This window comes from Pedobacter jejuensis (assembly GCF_003725795.1).
Taxonomy (GTDB): Bacteria; Bacteroidota; Bacteroidia; order Sphingobacteriales; family Sphingobacteriaceae; genus Pedobacter; species Pedobacter jejuensis.
The window spans coordinates 88,191-102,867 of sequence record NZ_RBEE01000043.1; the positions used below are offsets into that span (position 1 = coordinate 88,191).

General features: G+C 36.4%; 13 protein-coding genes. 8 read left to right on the forward strand and 5 right to left on the reverse strand.

All coding sequences use genetic code 11. The annotated features are described in order from the left end of the window. Positions 1 to 96 precede the first annotated feature (96 nt). The 6 genes from D7004_RS16955 to D7004_RS16980 all read left to right on the forward strand — a co-directional run bounded on the left by D7004_RS16955 (position 97) and on the right by D7004_RS16980 (position 6,047). Entirely contained in the window at positions 97 to 1,320 is a 1,224-nt protein-coding gene (locus D7004_RS16955) for an HD domain-containing protein (RefSeq protein WP_123207012.1), read from the forward strand. 122 nt (positions 1,321 to 1,442) lie between these two features. Then, positions 1,443 to 2,519 carry a UDP-3-O-(3-hydroxymyristoyl)glucosamine N-acyltransferase gene (gene lpxD, locus D7004_RS16960; protein WP_123207013.1) on the forward strand — a complete coding sequence of 359 codons (1,077 nt, stop codon included), beginning with the start codon at positions 1,443 to 1,445 and terminating at the stop codon, positions 2,517 to 2,519. Next, complete coding sequence (locus D7004_RS16965) at positions 2,509 to 3,924, forward strand: bifunctional UDP-3-O-[3-hydroxymyristoyl] N-acetylglucosamine deacetylase/3-hydroxyacyl-ACP dehydratase (RefSeq protein ID WP_123207014.1); 1,416 nt, start codon at positions 2,509 to 2,511, stop codon at positions 3,922 to 3,924. Before lpxD ends, D7004_RS16965 begins: the two co-directional genes overlap by 11 nt. After that, positions 3,921 to 4,706 (forward strand): acyl-ACP--UDP-N-acetylglucosamine O-acyltransferase, encoded by a 786-nt coding sequence (gene lpxA / locus D7004_RS16970; RefSeq protein WP_123207015.1) that lies wholly within the window; start codon positions 3,921 to 3,923, stop codon positions 4,704 to 4,706. Before D7004_RS16965 ends, lpxA begins: the two co-directional genes overlap by 4 nt. Positions 4,707 to 4,965: 259 nt before the next feature. Then, a complete protein-coding gene (locus D7004_RS16975; RefSeq protein WP_123207016.1) occupies positions 4,966 to 5,436 on the forward strand; it encodes a GNAT family N-acetyltransferase in 471 nt (156 codons plus the stop codon). Beyond that, positions 5,433 to 6,047, forward strand: coding sequence for an ABC transporter ATP-binding protein (locus D7004_RS16980; RefSeq protein ID WP_123207017.1), 615 nt, complete (start codon positions 5,433 to 5,435; stop codon positions 6,045 to 6,047). Before D7004_RS16975 ends, D7004_RS16980 begins: the two co-directional genes overlap by 4 nt. Positions 6,048 to 6,449: 402 nt before the next feature. On the opposite strand, the gene D7004_RS16985 is transcribed toward D7004_RS16980, so the two are convergent. From D7004_RS16985 to D7004_RS16990, 3 genes are read right to left on the reverse strand one after another with little or no spacing between them, the layout of a single operon-like run. Beyond that, a complete protein-coding gene (locus D7004_RS16985) occupies positions 6,450 to 8,837 on the reverse strand; it encodes a S9 family peptidase (protein WP_167459527.1) in 2,388 nt (795 codons plus the stop codon). Positions 8,838 to 8,877: 40 nt separating this feature from the next. Beyond that, entirely contained in the window at positions 8,878 to 9,033 is a 156-nt protein-coding gene (locus D7004_RS20750; protein WP_167459528.1) for a hypothetical protein, read from the reverse strand. Between the two features lie 50 nt (positions 9,034 to 9,083). Next, entirely contained in the window at positions 9,084 to 10,268 is a 1,185-nt protein-coding gene (locus D7004_RS16990) for a hypothetical protein (RefSeq protein ID WP_148042831.1), read from the reverse strand. A 190-nt stretch (positions 10,269 to 10,458) separates the two neighbouring features. Between D7004_RS16990 and D7004_RS16995 the strand changes: the two genes are divergently transcribed. Both D7004_RS16995 and D7004_RS17000 read left to right on the forward strand, forming a co-directional pair. Further along, positions 10,459 to 11,856, forward strand: a complete 1,398-nt coding sequence (locus D7004_RS16995) for an aldehyde dehydrogenase family protein (protein WP_123207019.1) — start codon at positions 10,459 to 10,461, stop codon at positions 11,854 to 11,856. 176 nt (positions 11,857 to 12,032) lie between these two features. Next, positions 12,033 to 12,560: a YfiT family bacillithiol transferase gene (locus D7004_RS17000; RefSeq protein WP_123207020.1), complete on the forward strand. Its 528-nt coding sequence runs from the start codon at positions 12,033 to 12,035 to the stop codon at positions 12,558 to 12,560. A 31-nt stretch (positions 12,561 to 12,591) separates the two neighbouring features. Here D7004_RS17000 and D7004_RS17005 read toward each other — a convergent pair whose 3' ends face one another. Then, the gene (locus tag D7004_RS17005) at positions 12,592 to 13,311 is read right to left on the reverse strand and encodes a heavy-metal-associated domain-containing protein (RefSeq protein WP_123207021.1); all 720 of its coding nucleotides are present in this window, start codon (positions 13,309 to 13,311) and stop codon (positions 12,592 to 12,594) included. Between the two features lie 226 nt (positions 13,312 to 13,537). After that, on the reverse strand, positions 13,538 to 14,362 hold the full coding sequence (ygiD, locus tag D7004_RS17010) for a 4,5-DOPA-extradiol-dioxygenase (protein ID WP_123207022.1): 825 nt from the start codon (positions 14,360 to 14,362) through the stop codon (positions 13,538 to 13,540). Positions 14,363 to 14,677 lie beyond the last annotated feature (315 nt).

Genomic DNA, 14,677 nt, shown 5'->3' on the forward strand with positions numbered 1-14,677 from the left:
GTTGTGTATCGAGCCATATATTATGGCAGGTAATCAAAGTATAAATAAAAATAGCAATTTTTGTACCGTATATGTCTATTTAACTATTTTTAACGCTTGAATAAGAAGAAAATCATAAATGATCCGGTTTACGGATTTATCAGCATTCCAACCGAATTAGTTTACGATGTGATATCGCATCCTTACTTTCAGCGATTGCGCTACATCAAGCAACTTGGGATGACACATCTTGTTTATCCCGGAGCATTACACACCCGCTTTCATCATGCATTAGGTGCCATGCATTTAATGAGTTTGGCCATAGGATTATTAAAAAGTAAAGGACATGTAATTACCGATGGTGAAGAAGAATCGGCAATATTGGCCATTTTACTACACGATATTGGCCACGGACCATTTTCTCATGCCTTGGAACATTCGTTGGTTACCGGAATAAAACACGAAGATATTTCAGCAAAGCTGATGCAGGATTTAAACCGCCACTTTAGCGGAAAATTAACGCATGCGATTGAAATATTTAATGGCACTTATCACAAGAAGTTTTTACATCAATTAATATCTGGTCAGCTCGATTTAGATAGAATGGACTATTTGAACCGTGATAGTTTTTTTACTGGCGTGAGTGAAGGTGTGATAAGTTTTGATAGAATTATAAAAATGTTTAATGTTTTTGATGATGATTTGGTTATCGAAGAGAAAGGCATTTATTCAATCGAAAAGTTTCTTATTGCCCGGCGTTTAATGTATTGGCAAGTTTATTTGCACAAAACGGTTATTTCTGGAGAAATGATTTTGGTTAAACTGTTGGAAAGAGCTAAAGAATTATCAGCCAATGGCGAAAATCTGTTTGCTGCACCATCATTAAATTATTTTCTTGAAAATGATATAAACGAAGATAATTTCTTTTATCAGCATGAAAATCTGGAGCATTTTACAAATCTAGATGATCAGGACATTTATACTTCCGTAAAGGTTTGGGCTAAACATCCTGATAAAATTTTGTCTGAACTATGTAAAATGCTTACCTCTAGAAATTTATATAAAGTTGAGGTGAGCAATGGAAAAGCTGATGAGGAGCGCATTGAGTTTCTACAAAATGCTGCTGCAGATTTATTAGGCATAACAAAAGAAGAAGCTAAATATTTCGTTTTTACCGATTCTATACAGAACAGAGCTTATAATGCAGGTGTTGGAAATATTAAGATATTGATGAAAAATAACGATATTGTTGATATTGCAAAAGCATCAGATTTATCTAACTTACAATCGCTGCAGAAAACGGTAGAAAAATATATTCTTTGCTATCCTCGTGGAATTTAAGCTTATTTAACAAAATATTTAACTTTCAGTGCCGTTTTAAGTCTTATTATTGTGTATTAAATACACGAGTTAACCCGAACAGGTTTTTTTGTTCATATCAATTTAACATTTACCTTTGTACAATGCAATTTACTGCCACGCAGATAAGCGAGTTTTTAAACGGTTCCATTGATGGTAACCCAAATGTAGCTGTAACAGAACTCTCTAAAATAGAAGATGGTAAAGAAGGCTCTTTGTCTTTCCTTTCTAACCCTAAGTATGAAAACTTTTTGTATTCTACTCAGGCGTCAGTTGTAATTGTTTCTAAAGATTTTAAACCTACACAAGAATACACAAGCACGTTAATTCGTGTCGAAAATCCATATAGTTCTTTTACCGTACTATTAGATAAATACAACGAAGCGGTAAATGCGAACACAGAAAAATCTGGTATTGATAAATTGGCTTTCGTACATCCATCTGCAAAGATTGGCAAAGGCGTATTTATTGGGCCGTTCTCTTACATAGCCGAAAATGTTGAAATTGCAGACGCTACGAAAATAAATGCCCAGGTATTTATTGGAGAAAACACCAAAGTTGGCGAGTCTTGCGTGTTTTTCCCCGGCGTTAAGATTTATCATAATTCAATTATTGGCAATCGGGTTATCATTCACTCAAATACCGTTATTGGTAGTGATGGTTTTGGCTTTGCTCCGCAAACGGACGGCACGTATAACAAGATACCTCAAATTGGCAATGTAATTATCGAGGATGATGTAGAAATTGGCGCAAATACAGCGGTTGATAGAGCCACAATGGGATCTACAATTATTAAAAAAGGTGCCAAAATCGACAATTTAATTCAAATTGCACATAACGTAGAAATTGGCGAGCATACGGTTTTAGCTGCGCAATCGGGTATTTCTGGTAGTAGCAAAGTTGGTCCGAATAGTGTTATTGGTGGCCAGGTAGGCATTGCCGGTCATTTAACCCTTGCGAAAGGCACACAAATTGGTGCTCAGGCTGGTTTAAACTTTAACATTACCGAAGAAAATAAGCAATGGCATGGTAGTCCAGCGCAACCTTTACGCAATTGGATGCGTGCTTCTGTAATTTTTAAACATCTACCTGATGTTGAAAAAAGAATTAATGTGCTCGAAGAAGAATTAAAAAAACTTACAGCAGAATTGGAAAAGAATACAATTAATAATGAACGTTAGACAAAGGACAATTACTAAAGAAATATCAGCATCGGGAGTTGGTTTACATACTGGCGCTAACGTTACCATTACTTTTTGCCCTGCGGCAGAAAATCATGGTTTCAAATTTCAACGTGTTGATTTAAATGGTCACCCAATTATTGATGCTGATGCAGATAATGTAACAGACACCTCCAGAGGAACAACAATTACTCAAAACGGAGCAAGTGTAAGTACAATCGAACATGTAATGGCCTCATTAATAGGCATGGATTTAGATAATGTTCTAATCAAACTTGATGGACCCGAAACGCCTATTATGGATGGAAGCTCCATTCAGTTTATCGATTTGTTAGAGGAAGCTGGTACGATTGAGCAAAATGCTGATAGAGAATATTTTACCATCCCTCATAATATTACGTATACCGAAGCAGATAGAAAAGTAGAAATCGTGGCTATGCCTTTGGATGACTACCGTTTTACCTGCATGATTGATTATAATTCGCCTGTTTTAGGTAGTCAACATGCTGGAATAAACACTATTGCCGAATTTAAAAAAGAAATTGCTTCATGCCGCACTTTTTGCTTTCTGCACGAATTAGAATATCAATTACAACATAACTTGATTAAAGGCGGCGACTTAAACAATGCCATCGTTATTGTTGATAAGGAAGTTACAAAGGATGAATTAAATCATCTCGCTAAGCTTTTTAATAGAAAAGATATCGATGTTGCGCCGCAAGGAATCTTAAATAATATGGAACTGCGCTATCAAAATGAGCCAGCCCGCCATAAATTATTAGATATGATTGGCGATTTAGCGCTTGTTGGTATGCACCTGAAAGGGCACATCATGGCTGCTCGTCCTGGTCATGCCGCGAATGTTGCATTTGCTAAAAAAATAAAAGCGGCCATAAAAAAAGAGAAAAACAAAAAAACACTAAAAGTTTACGATCCTTATGCCAAACCATTATATGATGTAACTCAGATAATGGAAATTTTACCTCATCGCCAACCGTTTCTTTTTGTTGATAAGATATTAGAACTATCTAAAAACCATGTTGTTGGTTTAAAAAACGTAACCATTAATGAGGAGTTTTTTAAAGGGCATTTTCCTGGTGCGCCGGTTTTTCCTGGGGTAATACAGATAGAAGCAATGGCACAAGTTGGAGGAATTTTAGTTTTAAGCACCGTTCCAGACCCTAGTAATTATCTAACTTATTTCTTAAAAATAGATAACGTACGTTTCAGGGCACAGGTTTCTCCGGGTGATACCATAATTTTCCGTTGCGATTTACTAGAGCCAATTAGGAGAGGCATTGCTCAAATGAAAGGTGTTGGCATGGTTGGCGAGAAAATTGTAGTAGAAGCCGAAATGATGGCTCAAATTTCAAAAGTTAAACAAACAGAACCAGCCCAACAATGATACAACCATTAGCATATATACATCCCCAGGCAAAAATTGCCGAAAACGTAGTTATAGAACCTTTTGTTGTAATACATAAAGATGTTGTAATTGGCGAGGGTACCTGGATTGGTTCGAATGTTACCATTATGGATGGCGCTCGGATTGGCAAGAACTGCCGTATTTTTCCCGGAGCCGTTATTTCGGGTGAACCTCAGGATTTAAAATTTGCGGGAGAAGTTACCACAGCAGAAATTGGCGACAATACCACCATTCGGGAGTGTGTTACCATTAATCGTGGTACAAAAGATAAATGGAAAACCACTATTGGCAGCAATTGCTTAATTCAGGCTTATTCGCACATTGCTCACGACTGCGAGGTTGGCGACAATTGCATTTTCTCTAATAGCACAACTTTAGCAGGTCATATTACCATCGGAAACAATGTGGTATTGGCTGGTTTAGTTGCTATTCATCAGTTTGTTAAAGTAGGTTCTTATGCATTCGTAACTGGTGGCTCACTAGTACGTAAAGATGTTCCTCCGTACGTTAAAGCCGCTCGAGAGCCACTTTCTTATGCAGGTATCAACTCTGTTGGTTTGCGTAGAAGAGGTTTTACCAATGAGCAAATTGACGAAATACAAGAAATTTACCGTGTGCTTTTTGTGAAACATAACAACGTTACGAAAGCCCTAGATATGATTGAGGCCGAATTTAAACCTACAGAAATTCGCGATGAGATTGTAGATTTTATCCGTAACTCTAACCGCGGTGTGATGAAGGGTTTTGGCATGGGAAGTTAGTTGAGGTTGAGGCTTAGATTGAGGTTGAGATCAAGGATGAGGTTGAGGACAAGGTTAATACTAAGGTTTCAGGTGAAATAAAAAACTAAGTTATAAGCACTTAGCTGCATATGTGGTTAAGTTGAGTTTTAATCTTGATTAAGCCATCTTTGTAAGCAAAGCGATTCAGAGTTGAATAGCCCTTTAAATAAAAAATTATCTCACCTTTATATTTCTGGTCTAATATTTCTGAGTTTCTAAAGGGATAAAAAATAAGAATATGAATGATTTAGTGCTTATCAGAACCAATTCAGATAATGCCGATTTTAGACAATTGGTTGCTTTATTGGATAAAGATTTAGCAATTAGAGATGGTGATGAACATGCTTTTTATGCTCAGTTTAATAAAGTTGATACAATAAAAGAAGTTGTAGTAGCTTATCAAAATAAAATTCCTGTTGCTTGTGGTGCCATCAAAACTTTCTCAGATTCTGCAGCCGAAGTAAAACGTATGTTTGTTCACCTCGATTACAGAAAGCAAGGCATAGCAGCAAAAGTTTTATCCGAACTAGAAACTTGGGCAACTGAATTAAAATACAACAAATGTGTTTTAGAAACAGGCAAAAAGCAGCCCGAAGCTATCTCTTTGTATCAAAAAATGGGTTATCATATTACTGAAAATTACGGTCAATATATCGGCGTAGATAATAGCGTATGCATGAGTAAGGTCTTACTTGATACTAAAAAATGAAGATAAGCTTAAACAATGTTGGTAGGAGATTTAACAAGGAGTGGATTTTTAGAAATCTAAGTACCGAATTTATTTCTGGAAACAGTTATGCGATATTAGGTCCGAATGGTTCTGGAAAATCTACATTGTTAAGCGTTCTCACAGGAAGTTTAACACCATCAGAAGGTGAAATATCTTTTGCAGACGCAAAAGATATTCCTGTGGAAGAAATTTACAAACACATCAGTTTAGCTGCCCCGTACTTAGAACTCGTGGAAACTTTTACACTTAAAGAACTTATAGACTTCCATTTTAAGTTTAAAAATTTTGCTAATGGTGTTGATGCAAAAGAACTCATCATCATTCTTGGTTTTGATAAAGCGGCAAATAAAGAAATAAAGTATTTTTCATCGGGAATGAAGCAAAGAACCAAACTAGCTTTGGCTTGTTGTTCTAATTCGCCAATATTATTTTTAGATGAACCAACCAGTAATTTGGATGTTCAAGGCATGAAATGGTATCTGGAATTAATAGAAAAATTCACTAAAGACAGGTTAACCATTATCGGATCCAACCAAATTGCAGAATATGAATTCTGCAATAATCATATTCAATTGTCTGATTATAAGTAGTTTGTTATGCAAATGTTGCCTAGAAATGATGTTCATTTGTCATCACTTTGTATTATAAAAATAATTTTAAATAAATATTTGGTAAATATAAAATAGTTCTTACCTTTGCACCACCAAAAAGAGAAACAAATATCCTATTATTTTTCTTTTAGAAAGCATACAATTATCCGCAAGTGCGGATTTAAAATATAGCCAGCAATTGGCAAAAGATTTTTCATAGTTTAGTTTGAGGTTTAGGTTGATTATGCCTTTGGAGTGGTTCCCAAAGGCATTTCTTTTATACAAGGTTTTTGTGCTCTGCAATGACTTCATTTAAACCCAATTTCACGAAAATTCTTTTTGAGAAAATCTCAGGTTTTTAGAATGAAAAGACTGACTATTGCATTTTTATTCAATCATACTTTACTTCTTCAACGTATTTTCGTACAATTTAAAAATCCTTTTATACTCATCCGTCCAGCTGCTTGGCTCAATAAAACCGTGGTCTTCAACCGGATAAACAGCCAGTTCCCAATTGTTTTTTCCCAGCTCAATAAATCGTTGAGAAATGCGCACAATATCCTGGAAATGAACATTCACATCAACCATTCCATGCGCCATCAATAAATTGCCTTTGAGTTTATCGGCAAAATAAATTGGCGAACTTTGTTTGTATGCGATTGGGTCGTTAAAAGGTTCATTCAAAATGTTCGAAGTATAACCGTGGTTGTAATGTGCCCAATCAGTTACCGAACGTAAAGCAGCACCGCTTGCAAAAACGTCCGATTCGTTAAACATTGCCATTAAAGTAATAAAGCCACCATAAGAACCTCCATATAAACCAACGTGTTTAGGATTTACACCATATTTTTCAACCAAAAGTTTAACACCATCAACCTGGTCAGTTAAATCTTTTCCACCCATGTGGCGATAAATTCCTGTTCTGTGGTCGCGGCCATAGCCAGAACTTCCGGTATAATCAATATCAATAACCGTGTATCCATTATCCGCCAACAAGTTGTTAAACATAAATTCACGGAAATAAGTACTCCAACCAAAGTGAACATTTTGCAAATAACCAGCTCCGTGTACAAAAACTACTGCTGGATGATTTGGGTGAGGATTATCTGACTTATAAACCCTTGCGTACACATCGGCACCATAACGATTTTTAAAAGAAACCATATCCGGTTCACGCCATTTATACGATTTAAATTCAGCCGAAGTAGATTCGGTAATTTTAACTGCTTTTGCACTAACCTTATTTGGTTGAAGGTATAATTCACCTGGTTTATTCAGATAAGAATAATTTATGGCCAAAAACTTTTCATCGGGAGATAATGTGATGTCGTTCAAGCCCTTCATTGAAGTAATTTGCACAAGTGCACCACCGTTTACACCAATTTTAAAGAAATTCGTTATGCCCGGATGTTCTTTATTTGCTTTAATGTAAAAGGTGCTTTTATCTTTCGATAGCAGGACAGATTGCACTTCCCATTTTCCTGACGTAAGCTGTTTTTTATCGCCAGTAGAAACATTTACTACATATAAGTGTGAATATCCTGTGGCCTCGCTTTGATAATAAAAACGGTTATTATCAATCCAGCCTGTACTTCCCTGAAAGAAACCACTTACGCCAGGGCCACCAATCCAAGCCTCATCGTGCTGACGGTCTAATAGATTAAATTTTCCTGTTGCAGCATCTAATTTTAAAATCCATCGGTCTTTATTATCGGTAGAAGTTGCAACTACGATTCCGGTGCTGCCATTTTCGTTCCACAGCGGACCGAAAAAGTTAACCGGTCTATCCGCGTTTTTCTTTTTTAAAGTATCCTGCTGTTTAGGGTATTCTTTGTAGAAATCTGGAATATCCTTAATGCCGGGAATGGTTGCCGTTTGGATGGCGTACACAGAATCTCTTTGTGTATCATAAATAAATCCTTGAGATACATTTTCACTTTCACCAACCTTGGTTCTGCCTGGAATATCTTCTGTGTAACCAGATGCTGTTACATAATTCGGGACAATGGTATTGTGGTTATTGGTTGCCGGAGTAGTTAATTTGTAGGTAACATAGCGTCCATCCGGACTAATCACCACACCATTTAAAAACCTATCATCGGTGTAAAGTGGTTTTAAAGATTTTGTATCAGCAGTTTGCGCACCAAAACGACCTCGGGCTCCACGAGCGCCGCCGCCACGGTTATCTGCATTTCTTTTTTTAATGATATCAAAAAGCTCAGTTTGTTGCGCTTTTAGCCAGCTATCTTGTTCGGTTGCAGGTTTCGATGCCGTTCTTCCGGCAGGTTTACCTTTAGTAAAATTTGTGATTTGTTTCGTTTCCGCAGTTTTTAAATTCAGTTGAAAAAGATTATCCCCTAACTGATAAACAATATCGCCATTGGTTAAAAAGACAGGACTGCTTTCTCTTTCCATGGTATTGGTGAGCCTACTTTCCTTTTTTGCTTTGAAATTTTGAAGATAAATATCTCCGCTTTTCTCCACCAAACCCAGCGATTTATCTTTATTGTAGATGTAATTTAAGCTTAATAATTTTTCATCTTCCTTATCAACGGCCTTTATTGGTTTACTTGCTGTTGCAGAAATTTTATACAACTCTTCTTTGGCTTTATTTTCAGGATTCCAATTGAAATACAATGTTTTGCTATCGGCAGTCCAACGGAAATTTGTTGGTGCAATTCCCATCCATTTTGGGTCTCGCATTATTTTTTCTACCGTTAGTGGAGCTATTTGTTGTGCAAATGTGAGTTCGCCTGAGCAAAGCAAAAGGAAAAGTAAATATTTCTTCATGAATTTTATTTTGGATGCTGCAATTTAAATAATGCAGCAACTAAATTGGTAAGGAAATGGAAATGTTACAACGCTCGTCTTTATCAACCACAGATGGAAAAGATTTTACAGATGATGTTTTCAGACATAAATAGTTTCCATAACTTCTGTGTTTCCGCGGCAAAATTTTGTTTCTATCAGGTGTAGCAGTTGCCACAAAAACTCAGATTTTCATAGAATTACCTTTAGTTGAAAAGAGAACCGATTCTAACGAATCACTCTTCCTGTTTTATCGACATTCACCTCATCAAACGGCTTTAAATATTCATTGATGATAACGGAAAATTCTCTACGATTTAACACCTTTTTTAAATCGTATTTAGATGAAAATTTATAGTTCTTTTTCCATTTCTTTTCAATTTCGTTTTTTGTGGCATCAATTGCCTTATTGCCGACATAGCAAACCAAAGAAATTGTATTTTCCAGGTTGATGGGAATGTTATTATTGTCATCAAACCAGATTTGTGCCTTGTAATAATAGTCTTTAATGGGCTGTTTTATTTCATCATAACTAACGACTTTTTCCGGGTTGAAAAATGCCTTTCCTTCTTTAATATCTGCCTTTAAAATTCCGGTAATACTAACTTTTTGTAAGGCTAACCAATTCGAATCGGCAGCTTTAATATCTTCAAAAGGCATTAATGCTAGCCTGTAACTAAGTAGTTCGCCCTGAATTCTTTTTAGATTTGATAAACTGGTTTTCGTGTCGAAAAATGCAGAATATGCGGCGGTGGCTCCAGCAGCCTGTGCAATTTCTACATTTCCGGGCGGTATAAACAATAAGTTTTCTTGGTTTGGAATGAGTAAGTTATAGAGCGATAAATAACGAGATGCTGTTAAATTGAGTCCTGCGATGGAAGTTCTGTAAAGATTACTGTTGTAATTTAAAACCTCTGTATCTGCAGCCGCTAAATCTGTAATTTTTAAAGCCGCTAAAAGCTTTCCAGGTTCATCGGCTAATACTAAAATTTTAGCTTTTATATCCAAGCCATTACTCAAATTTAACGCCCATCCATTTCCCGAACGCTTAATTTCGGTGTATTTTACGTTATCAATAATATTTAACAAAGTTGTGCTATCAATTACTTTTTTTGTGTCTTTAGTTTTTGATTTTGAAACCGGCTCTGTTGGTTTGTTTCGCTTTTTAACTTCCCACGTAGCTAAGGTTTTAAATAAATTTTGAACTGCAATTGATTGTTTCACAGCGCTTTTTTGACTGGAAAAACCGGCAGATTGCGTTAAAACAAGTGTTTTAACACCAGATTTATAAGATTGAATTCCGGAGGCTAAAGCAGCATCGCCATTTCCAATAACCAACACATCCGTTTTTATCGTTTGCGCTCGCATCATGAATGGAAATAAAAAGGCGTAAATTAGAAACAATCTCTTCATAAACGATGATTTAAAAAATTAATGCAATATGCTTTAAATCGATGAATTTTTGATGAAACGATTGTATTTTAACTAAATTTAAACATAGCGTATCTAATTGAACATTTAAGACATTTAAGATTTCATATAAGCTCAACAGCCCTATAATTTCTTACATTCTTTAAATGTTAAATAAAGAGTATTGGTAAACATGGAAGAAAAAATAAAGGCAGTTTTCGATTTACAGCAGAAACACAAGTTTGATTTGCGTAAAACAGATGCGAAAACCCGAATTGCGAAACTGAAAATTCTTAAGCAAGCCTTAGAAAGTGCAGAAGAAGTAATTTACGCAGCTTTAGAAAATGATTTGCGTAAAAGCCGTTTTGAAAGTGCTGTAACCGAATTATTTTTTACTTATGCCGAAATAGACGATGCGATAAAAAACCTAGGGAAGTGGATGAAACCAATTTCGGTTGGTAGAACAATGAGCAACCTTTTTGCGGGCAATAAAATTTATTACGAACCAAAAGGCGTTTGCTTAATTATTGCGCCCTGGAATTACCCTTTTCAGTTAATCATGAGTCCGTTGATTTCAGCAATCGCTGCCGGAAATTGCGTGATTTTGAAACCATCTGAACTTAGTTCTGCAACTGCGCATGTTGTCCATACCATCATTAGCCAAACCTTTGATAAAAAGGAAATTGCTTGCTTTGAAGGCGATGCTGATTTATCAACAGCATTATTGAAATTACCATTCGACCATATATTTTTTACCGGCAGCACAGCTATTGGAAAAGTGGTTATGCAGGCGGCTGCTAAAAACCTCACTTCGGTAACATTAGAATTGGGCGGAAAATCGCCAGCTATTGTAGATGATTCTGCCGATTTAAAAAAAGCTGCAGAAAAAATTGCCTGGGGTAAATTGGTCAATGCCGGGCAAACTTGTATTGCTCCAGATTATGTGTTAATTGATGAAAAGATGGAAGCTGAGTTTGTATCGTATTTTAAAGCATCAGCAGAAAAAATGTTTTACAATGCTGGCAAAATCGATAAGCAGGTTTTTGGAAAAATCATCAATAAGAAACAGTTTGAGCGTTTAGATGGCTTAATTAAAACTGCAGTTGAAGATGGCGCCAAGCTGAATTGGGGAGGTAAAACGAATCTTGAAGATTTAACCATTGAGCCTACCATTTTAACTTCGGTAACAGCTGAAAATACCATCATGCAAGAAGAAATTTTTGGTCCGATTTTGCCAATAATAACCTATGCAAACTTACAGGATGCCGTCGATTTTGTAAATGCGAAAGATAAGCCTTTGGCGCTTTACATTTTCTCCAATAATTCAGATAATCAGGATAAAATCATTAAAGAAACCAGCTCAGGTGGCGCTTGTGTAAATGATGTTTTGGTTCATATCAGCAATCCGAATCTTCCTTTTGGTGGGGTAAACAGCAGCGGAATGGGAAGTTGCCATGGTATCTTTGGATTTAAAAACTTCTCACACGAAAGAGCTGTAGTCTTTCAATCAAAGTTAGGCATGACGAACATGATATATCCACCTTACAAAGAAAAAATGGGCTTGTTGAAGTGGTTGAAGAAAATACTGTAAGACCAGGATTAGAGGATTGTAGGATTATAAGATGAAGGAATTATAATTCTATAAATTAGAAGATTTTTAAGATAACTCTATTAGCATAACATGTCCGTCTGAGTTTATTGATGACTATTTAGTTAAAGCTTAAACAAGCTCCTTGGCAATTACAATATAAACCCTATTTTGCTTTTATGGATTTAGAACAACTTAAATACCCAATCGGACAATTTATTATGCCGGCAAAATTTGATGAGCAACAAGCCAAAATCTGGATTTCTGAAATCGAGAATTTGCCAAATCAAATTAAAATGGCAACTGAAAACCTGACTGAAGAAGAACTGAATCAAACTTATCGCCCAAATGGATGGACATTGCGGCAGGTGGTTCATCATATTCCCGATAGCCACATGAATGCCTACATTCGTTTTAAGCAGGCCATTACAGAAGATATTCCGGTTATTAGGCCTTATTTTGAGGAGCGCTGGGCTGAAACTGAAGAGGCAAAAAATGGCGATATACAAATGTCAATTGCGCTTTTGGCAAGCCTACATCAGCGTTGGGTTGCTTTCCTAAAAACCTTAAAAATAGGAGATTACCAAAGAAAATATATCCACCCGGCACAGAATAAAGAACTTACCTTGGCAAATATGTTAGGCATGTATGCCTGGCATGGAAAACACCATTTGGCACACATTGTGAATACCATATCGCAACAATAACCTTCTTCAAATGTAACGTTGTAAAAGAAATCTATATCAATATCAACATTGCCGCACTCATGGCAATCATAATTGCGTCTTCTACAATGGTAACCGTACTCATGGGTAAGTTAAAAACGGCTCCCAAGCATGCGCATTGAATCTTTTTCTTATTTAATACACTTTCTAAAACACCTAAAATACTGATGGTCATCACAATTAATGTTACCCAATTTACAGCCACAGGAGAGAGGTTTAACGCAAAACTTATTCCCAAGCCGAGTTCTATAAAAGCATAAATATATCCCCAGGCACTAAATTTTTTCGCAACGATATCGTACATCGCATAGCTTTCGGCAAAGCCTTTTAAATTCAGTATTTTGAAGAATGAAAAAGTAAGGAAAAAGCCTGCCATGAAAATGCGCATGAAAGTCATGAAATTAACCGCGTCATTTTCCCAGGAAACCACCAATGATATTGCCGTAACGTAACCAAAAATAATCAAGATAGGTTTATAAGTTTCCAGCCATGATTTTGTGTTCTCAGTTGTTTCGGTGTGTACGTTTGCCGAAATTTGATATTTACTTTCTTTGCCACCCAAAGCTTGTTGTAGCGCAGCTAAATCAATGTGTTTATCCATGCTAATTTTTGCCGAATTTGTATCTTTCGACACTTCAACCGAAGTCACGTCAGGTAATAACAAAAGGTTACTTTTTACTTTATTTTCGCAACCACCACAAGTCATTCCGGTAAGTTGATAGGTATGTGTCATGTTATAATGTTTGTACAAAAGTACTTTTTAGATGCCCGTAATGCGTTACAGAATAATCATAAAATGTTATAGAATTTTGGGTATTAAGTGACGATTTATTTTTTGGAAATGAACGTTCTGTGTTTCATCGGGAATAACAGCCCCGCTTTCCTTACTGCCGAAGAAAAATCGGCATTCATCCAATCGGGTTTATAAACAAAGGAAATTCGTACTTGGGTTAGTTGGTTTACCCCACCAAAACCGAAGTCATCGTTAGTGAACCGCCCACAGCTTTATCGTTGAAAAAGGAAACCTCTTCTTTGTCGTTTTTTAAACCTAAAGTATATATCAAAGGCAAATAATGTTCGGGAGTTGGGATAGCCAGCATGGCATCAGCACCTAAATTGCGGTAATCAATTAAGGGTTTATGGTCGCCATTAGCAATAAGGCTTTTGAATTTATCATTCATTTCATTAGCCCAATCATAACCGCCTCCGTTAATCATGTCCCAGCTTAACATACGAAGATTGTGCACCATATTGCCGCTGCCAATAACTAAAACGCCCTTTTTTCGCAAGGCATAAATTTCTTTAGCAATTTCGTAATGCTCCTCAGGCGATTTGGTATAATCAATGCTCAGTTGTAAAACCGGAATATTAGCATCCGGATACATGTGCCTAACTACCGTCCAGGTTCCGTGGTCTAAACCCCAATCGTGGTCTAACCCAACTTGGGCCGAATGAATTAGCGATGGGATTTCAGCCGCTAACTTTGCATCACCAGGTGCAGGATATTGAACATCAAAAAGCTGCTGTGGGAAACCACCAAAATCGTGAATGGTAGATGGGAAATCCATTGCTGTAACAAAAGTTCCGTGGGTGTACCAATGTGCTGAAACCACCAAAACGGCTTTAGGAACAGGAATATTTTTGGCTAAATCAAACCAACTTTCACTAAACTCATTGTTTTCAATCCCGTTCATCGGCGAACCATGGCCAATAAATAGGGTTGGCATTAAATCTGTTTGAGGCAAACGCTGAGTGAAATTTCTGAATTGTGATAAAGTTGACATCTGCTAAAGATTAAGCATAAAGATACATCGCAACTTTTAGGGGTAACTTAACCTAGGATAAGAAAGATGCTTTATGTTATAGAATATTTATTGTCCGTTGACTAAAGTCAACGTCAATGAAATGTATAGTGTACATATTAAATAGGCGCTTCAACTTCAATAATGCGCATCCCCTCTGCTATTCCTCACCTTTAGCTTCAACTGATAGATTATATTGAAATTATGTATTTTTTTCTCTCTCTATTATGTTACCGCCCTGCTATTCCTTACCGTCAGTTTCAACTGACGGATATAGATAATCAACTAATTTTGCCT

What these genes read in the sequence shown, in the direction of transcription:
- D7004_RS17000 (WP_123207020.1), top strand. Translation starts at nt 12,033, where the DNA reads ATGGATTTAGAACAACTTAAATACCCAATCGGACAATTTATTATGCCG.
- D7004_RS16975 (WP_123207016.1), top strand. Translation starts at nt 4,966, where the DNA reads ATGAATGATTTAGTGCTTATCAGAACCAATTCAGATAATGCCGATTTT.
- D7004_RS16965 (WP_123207014.1), top strand. Translation starts at nt 2,509, where the DNA reads ATGAACGTTAGACAAAGGACAATTACTAAAGAAATATCAGCATCGGGA.
- lpxD (WP_123207013.1), top strand. Translation starts at nt 1,443, where the DNA reads ATGCAATTTACTGCCACGCAGATAAGCGAGTTTTTAAACGGTTCCATT.
- D7004_RS16980 (WP_123207017.1), top strand. Translation starts at nt 5,433, where the DNA reads ATGAAGATAAGCTTAAACAATGTTGGTAGGAGATTTAACAAGGAGTGG.
- D7004_RS16990 (WP_148042831.1), bottom strand. Translation starts at nt 10,268, where the DNA reads ATGAAGAGATTGTTTCTAATTTACGCCTTTTTATTTCCATTCATGATG.
- lpxA (WP_123207015.1), top strand. Translation starts at nt 3,921, where the DNA reads ATGATACAACCATTAGCATATATACATCCCCAGGCAAAAATTGCCGAA.
- D7004_RS16995 (WP_123207019.1), top strand. Translation starts at nt 10,459, where the DNA reads ATGGAAGAAAAAATAAAGGCAGTTTTCGATTTACAGCAGAAACACAAG.
- ygiD (WP_123207022.1), bottom strand. Translation starts at nt 14,362, where the DNA reads ATGTCAACTTTATCACAATTCAGAAATTTCACTCAGCGTTTGCCTCAA.
- D7004_RS16985 (WP_167459527.1), bottom strand. Translation starts at nt 8,837, where the DNA reads ATGAAGAAATATTTACTTTTCCTTTTGCTTTGCTCAGGCGAACTCACA.
- D7004_RS17005 (WP_123207021.1), bottom strand. Translation starts at nt 13,311, where the DNA reads ATGACACATACCTATCAACTTACCGGAATGACTTGTGGTGGTTGCGAA.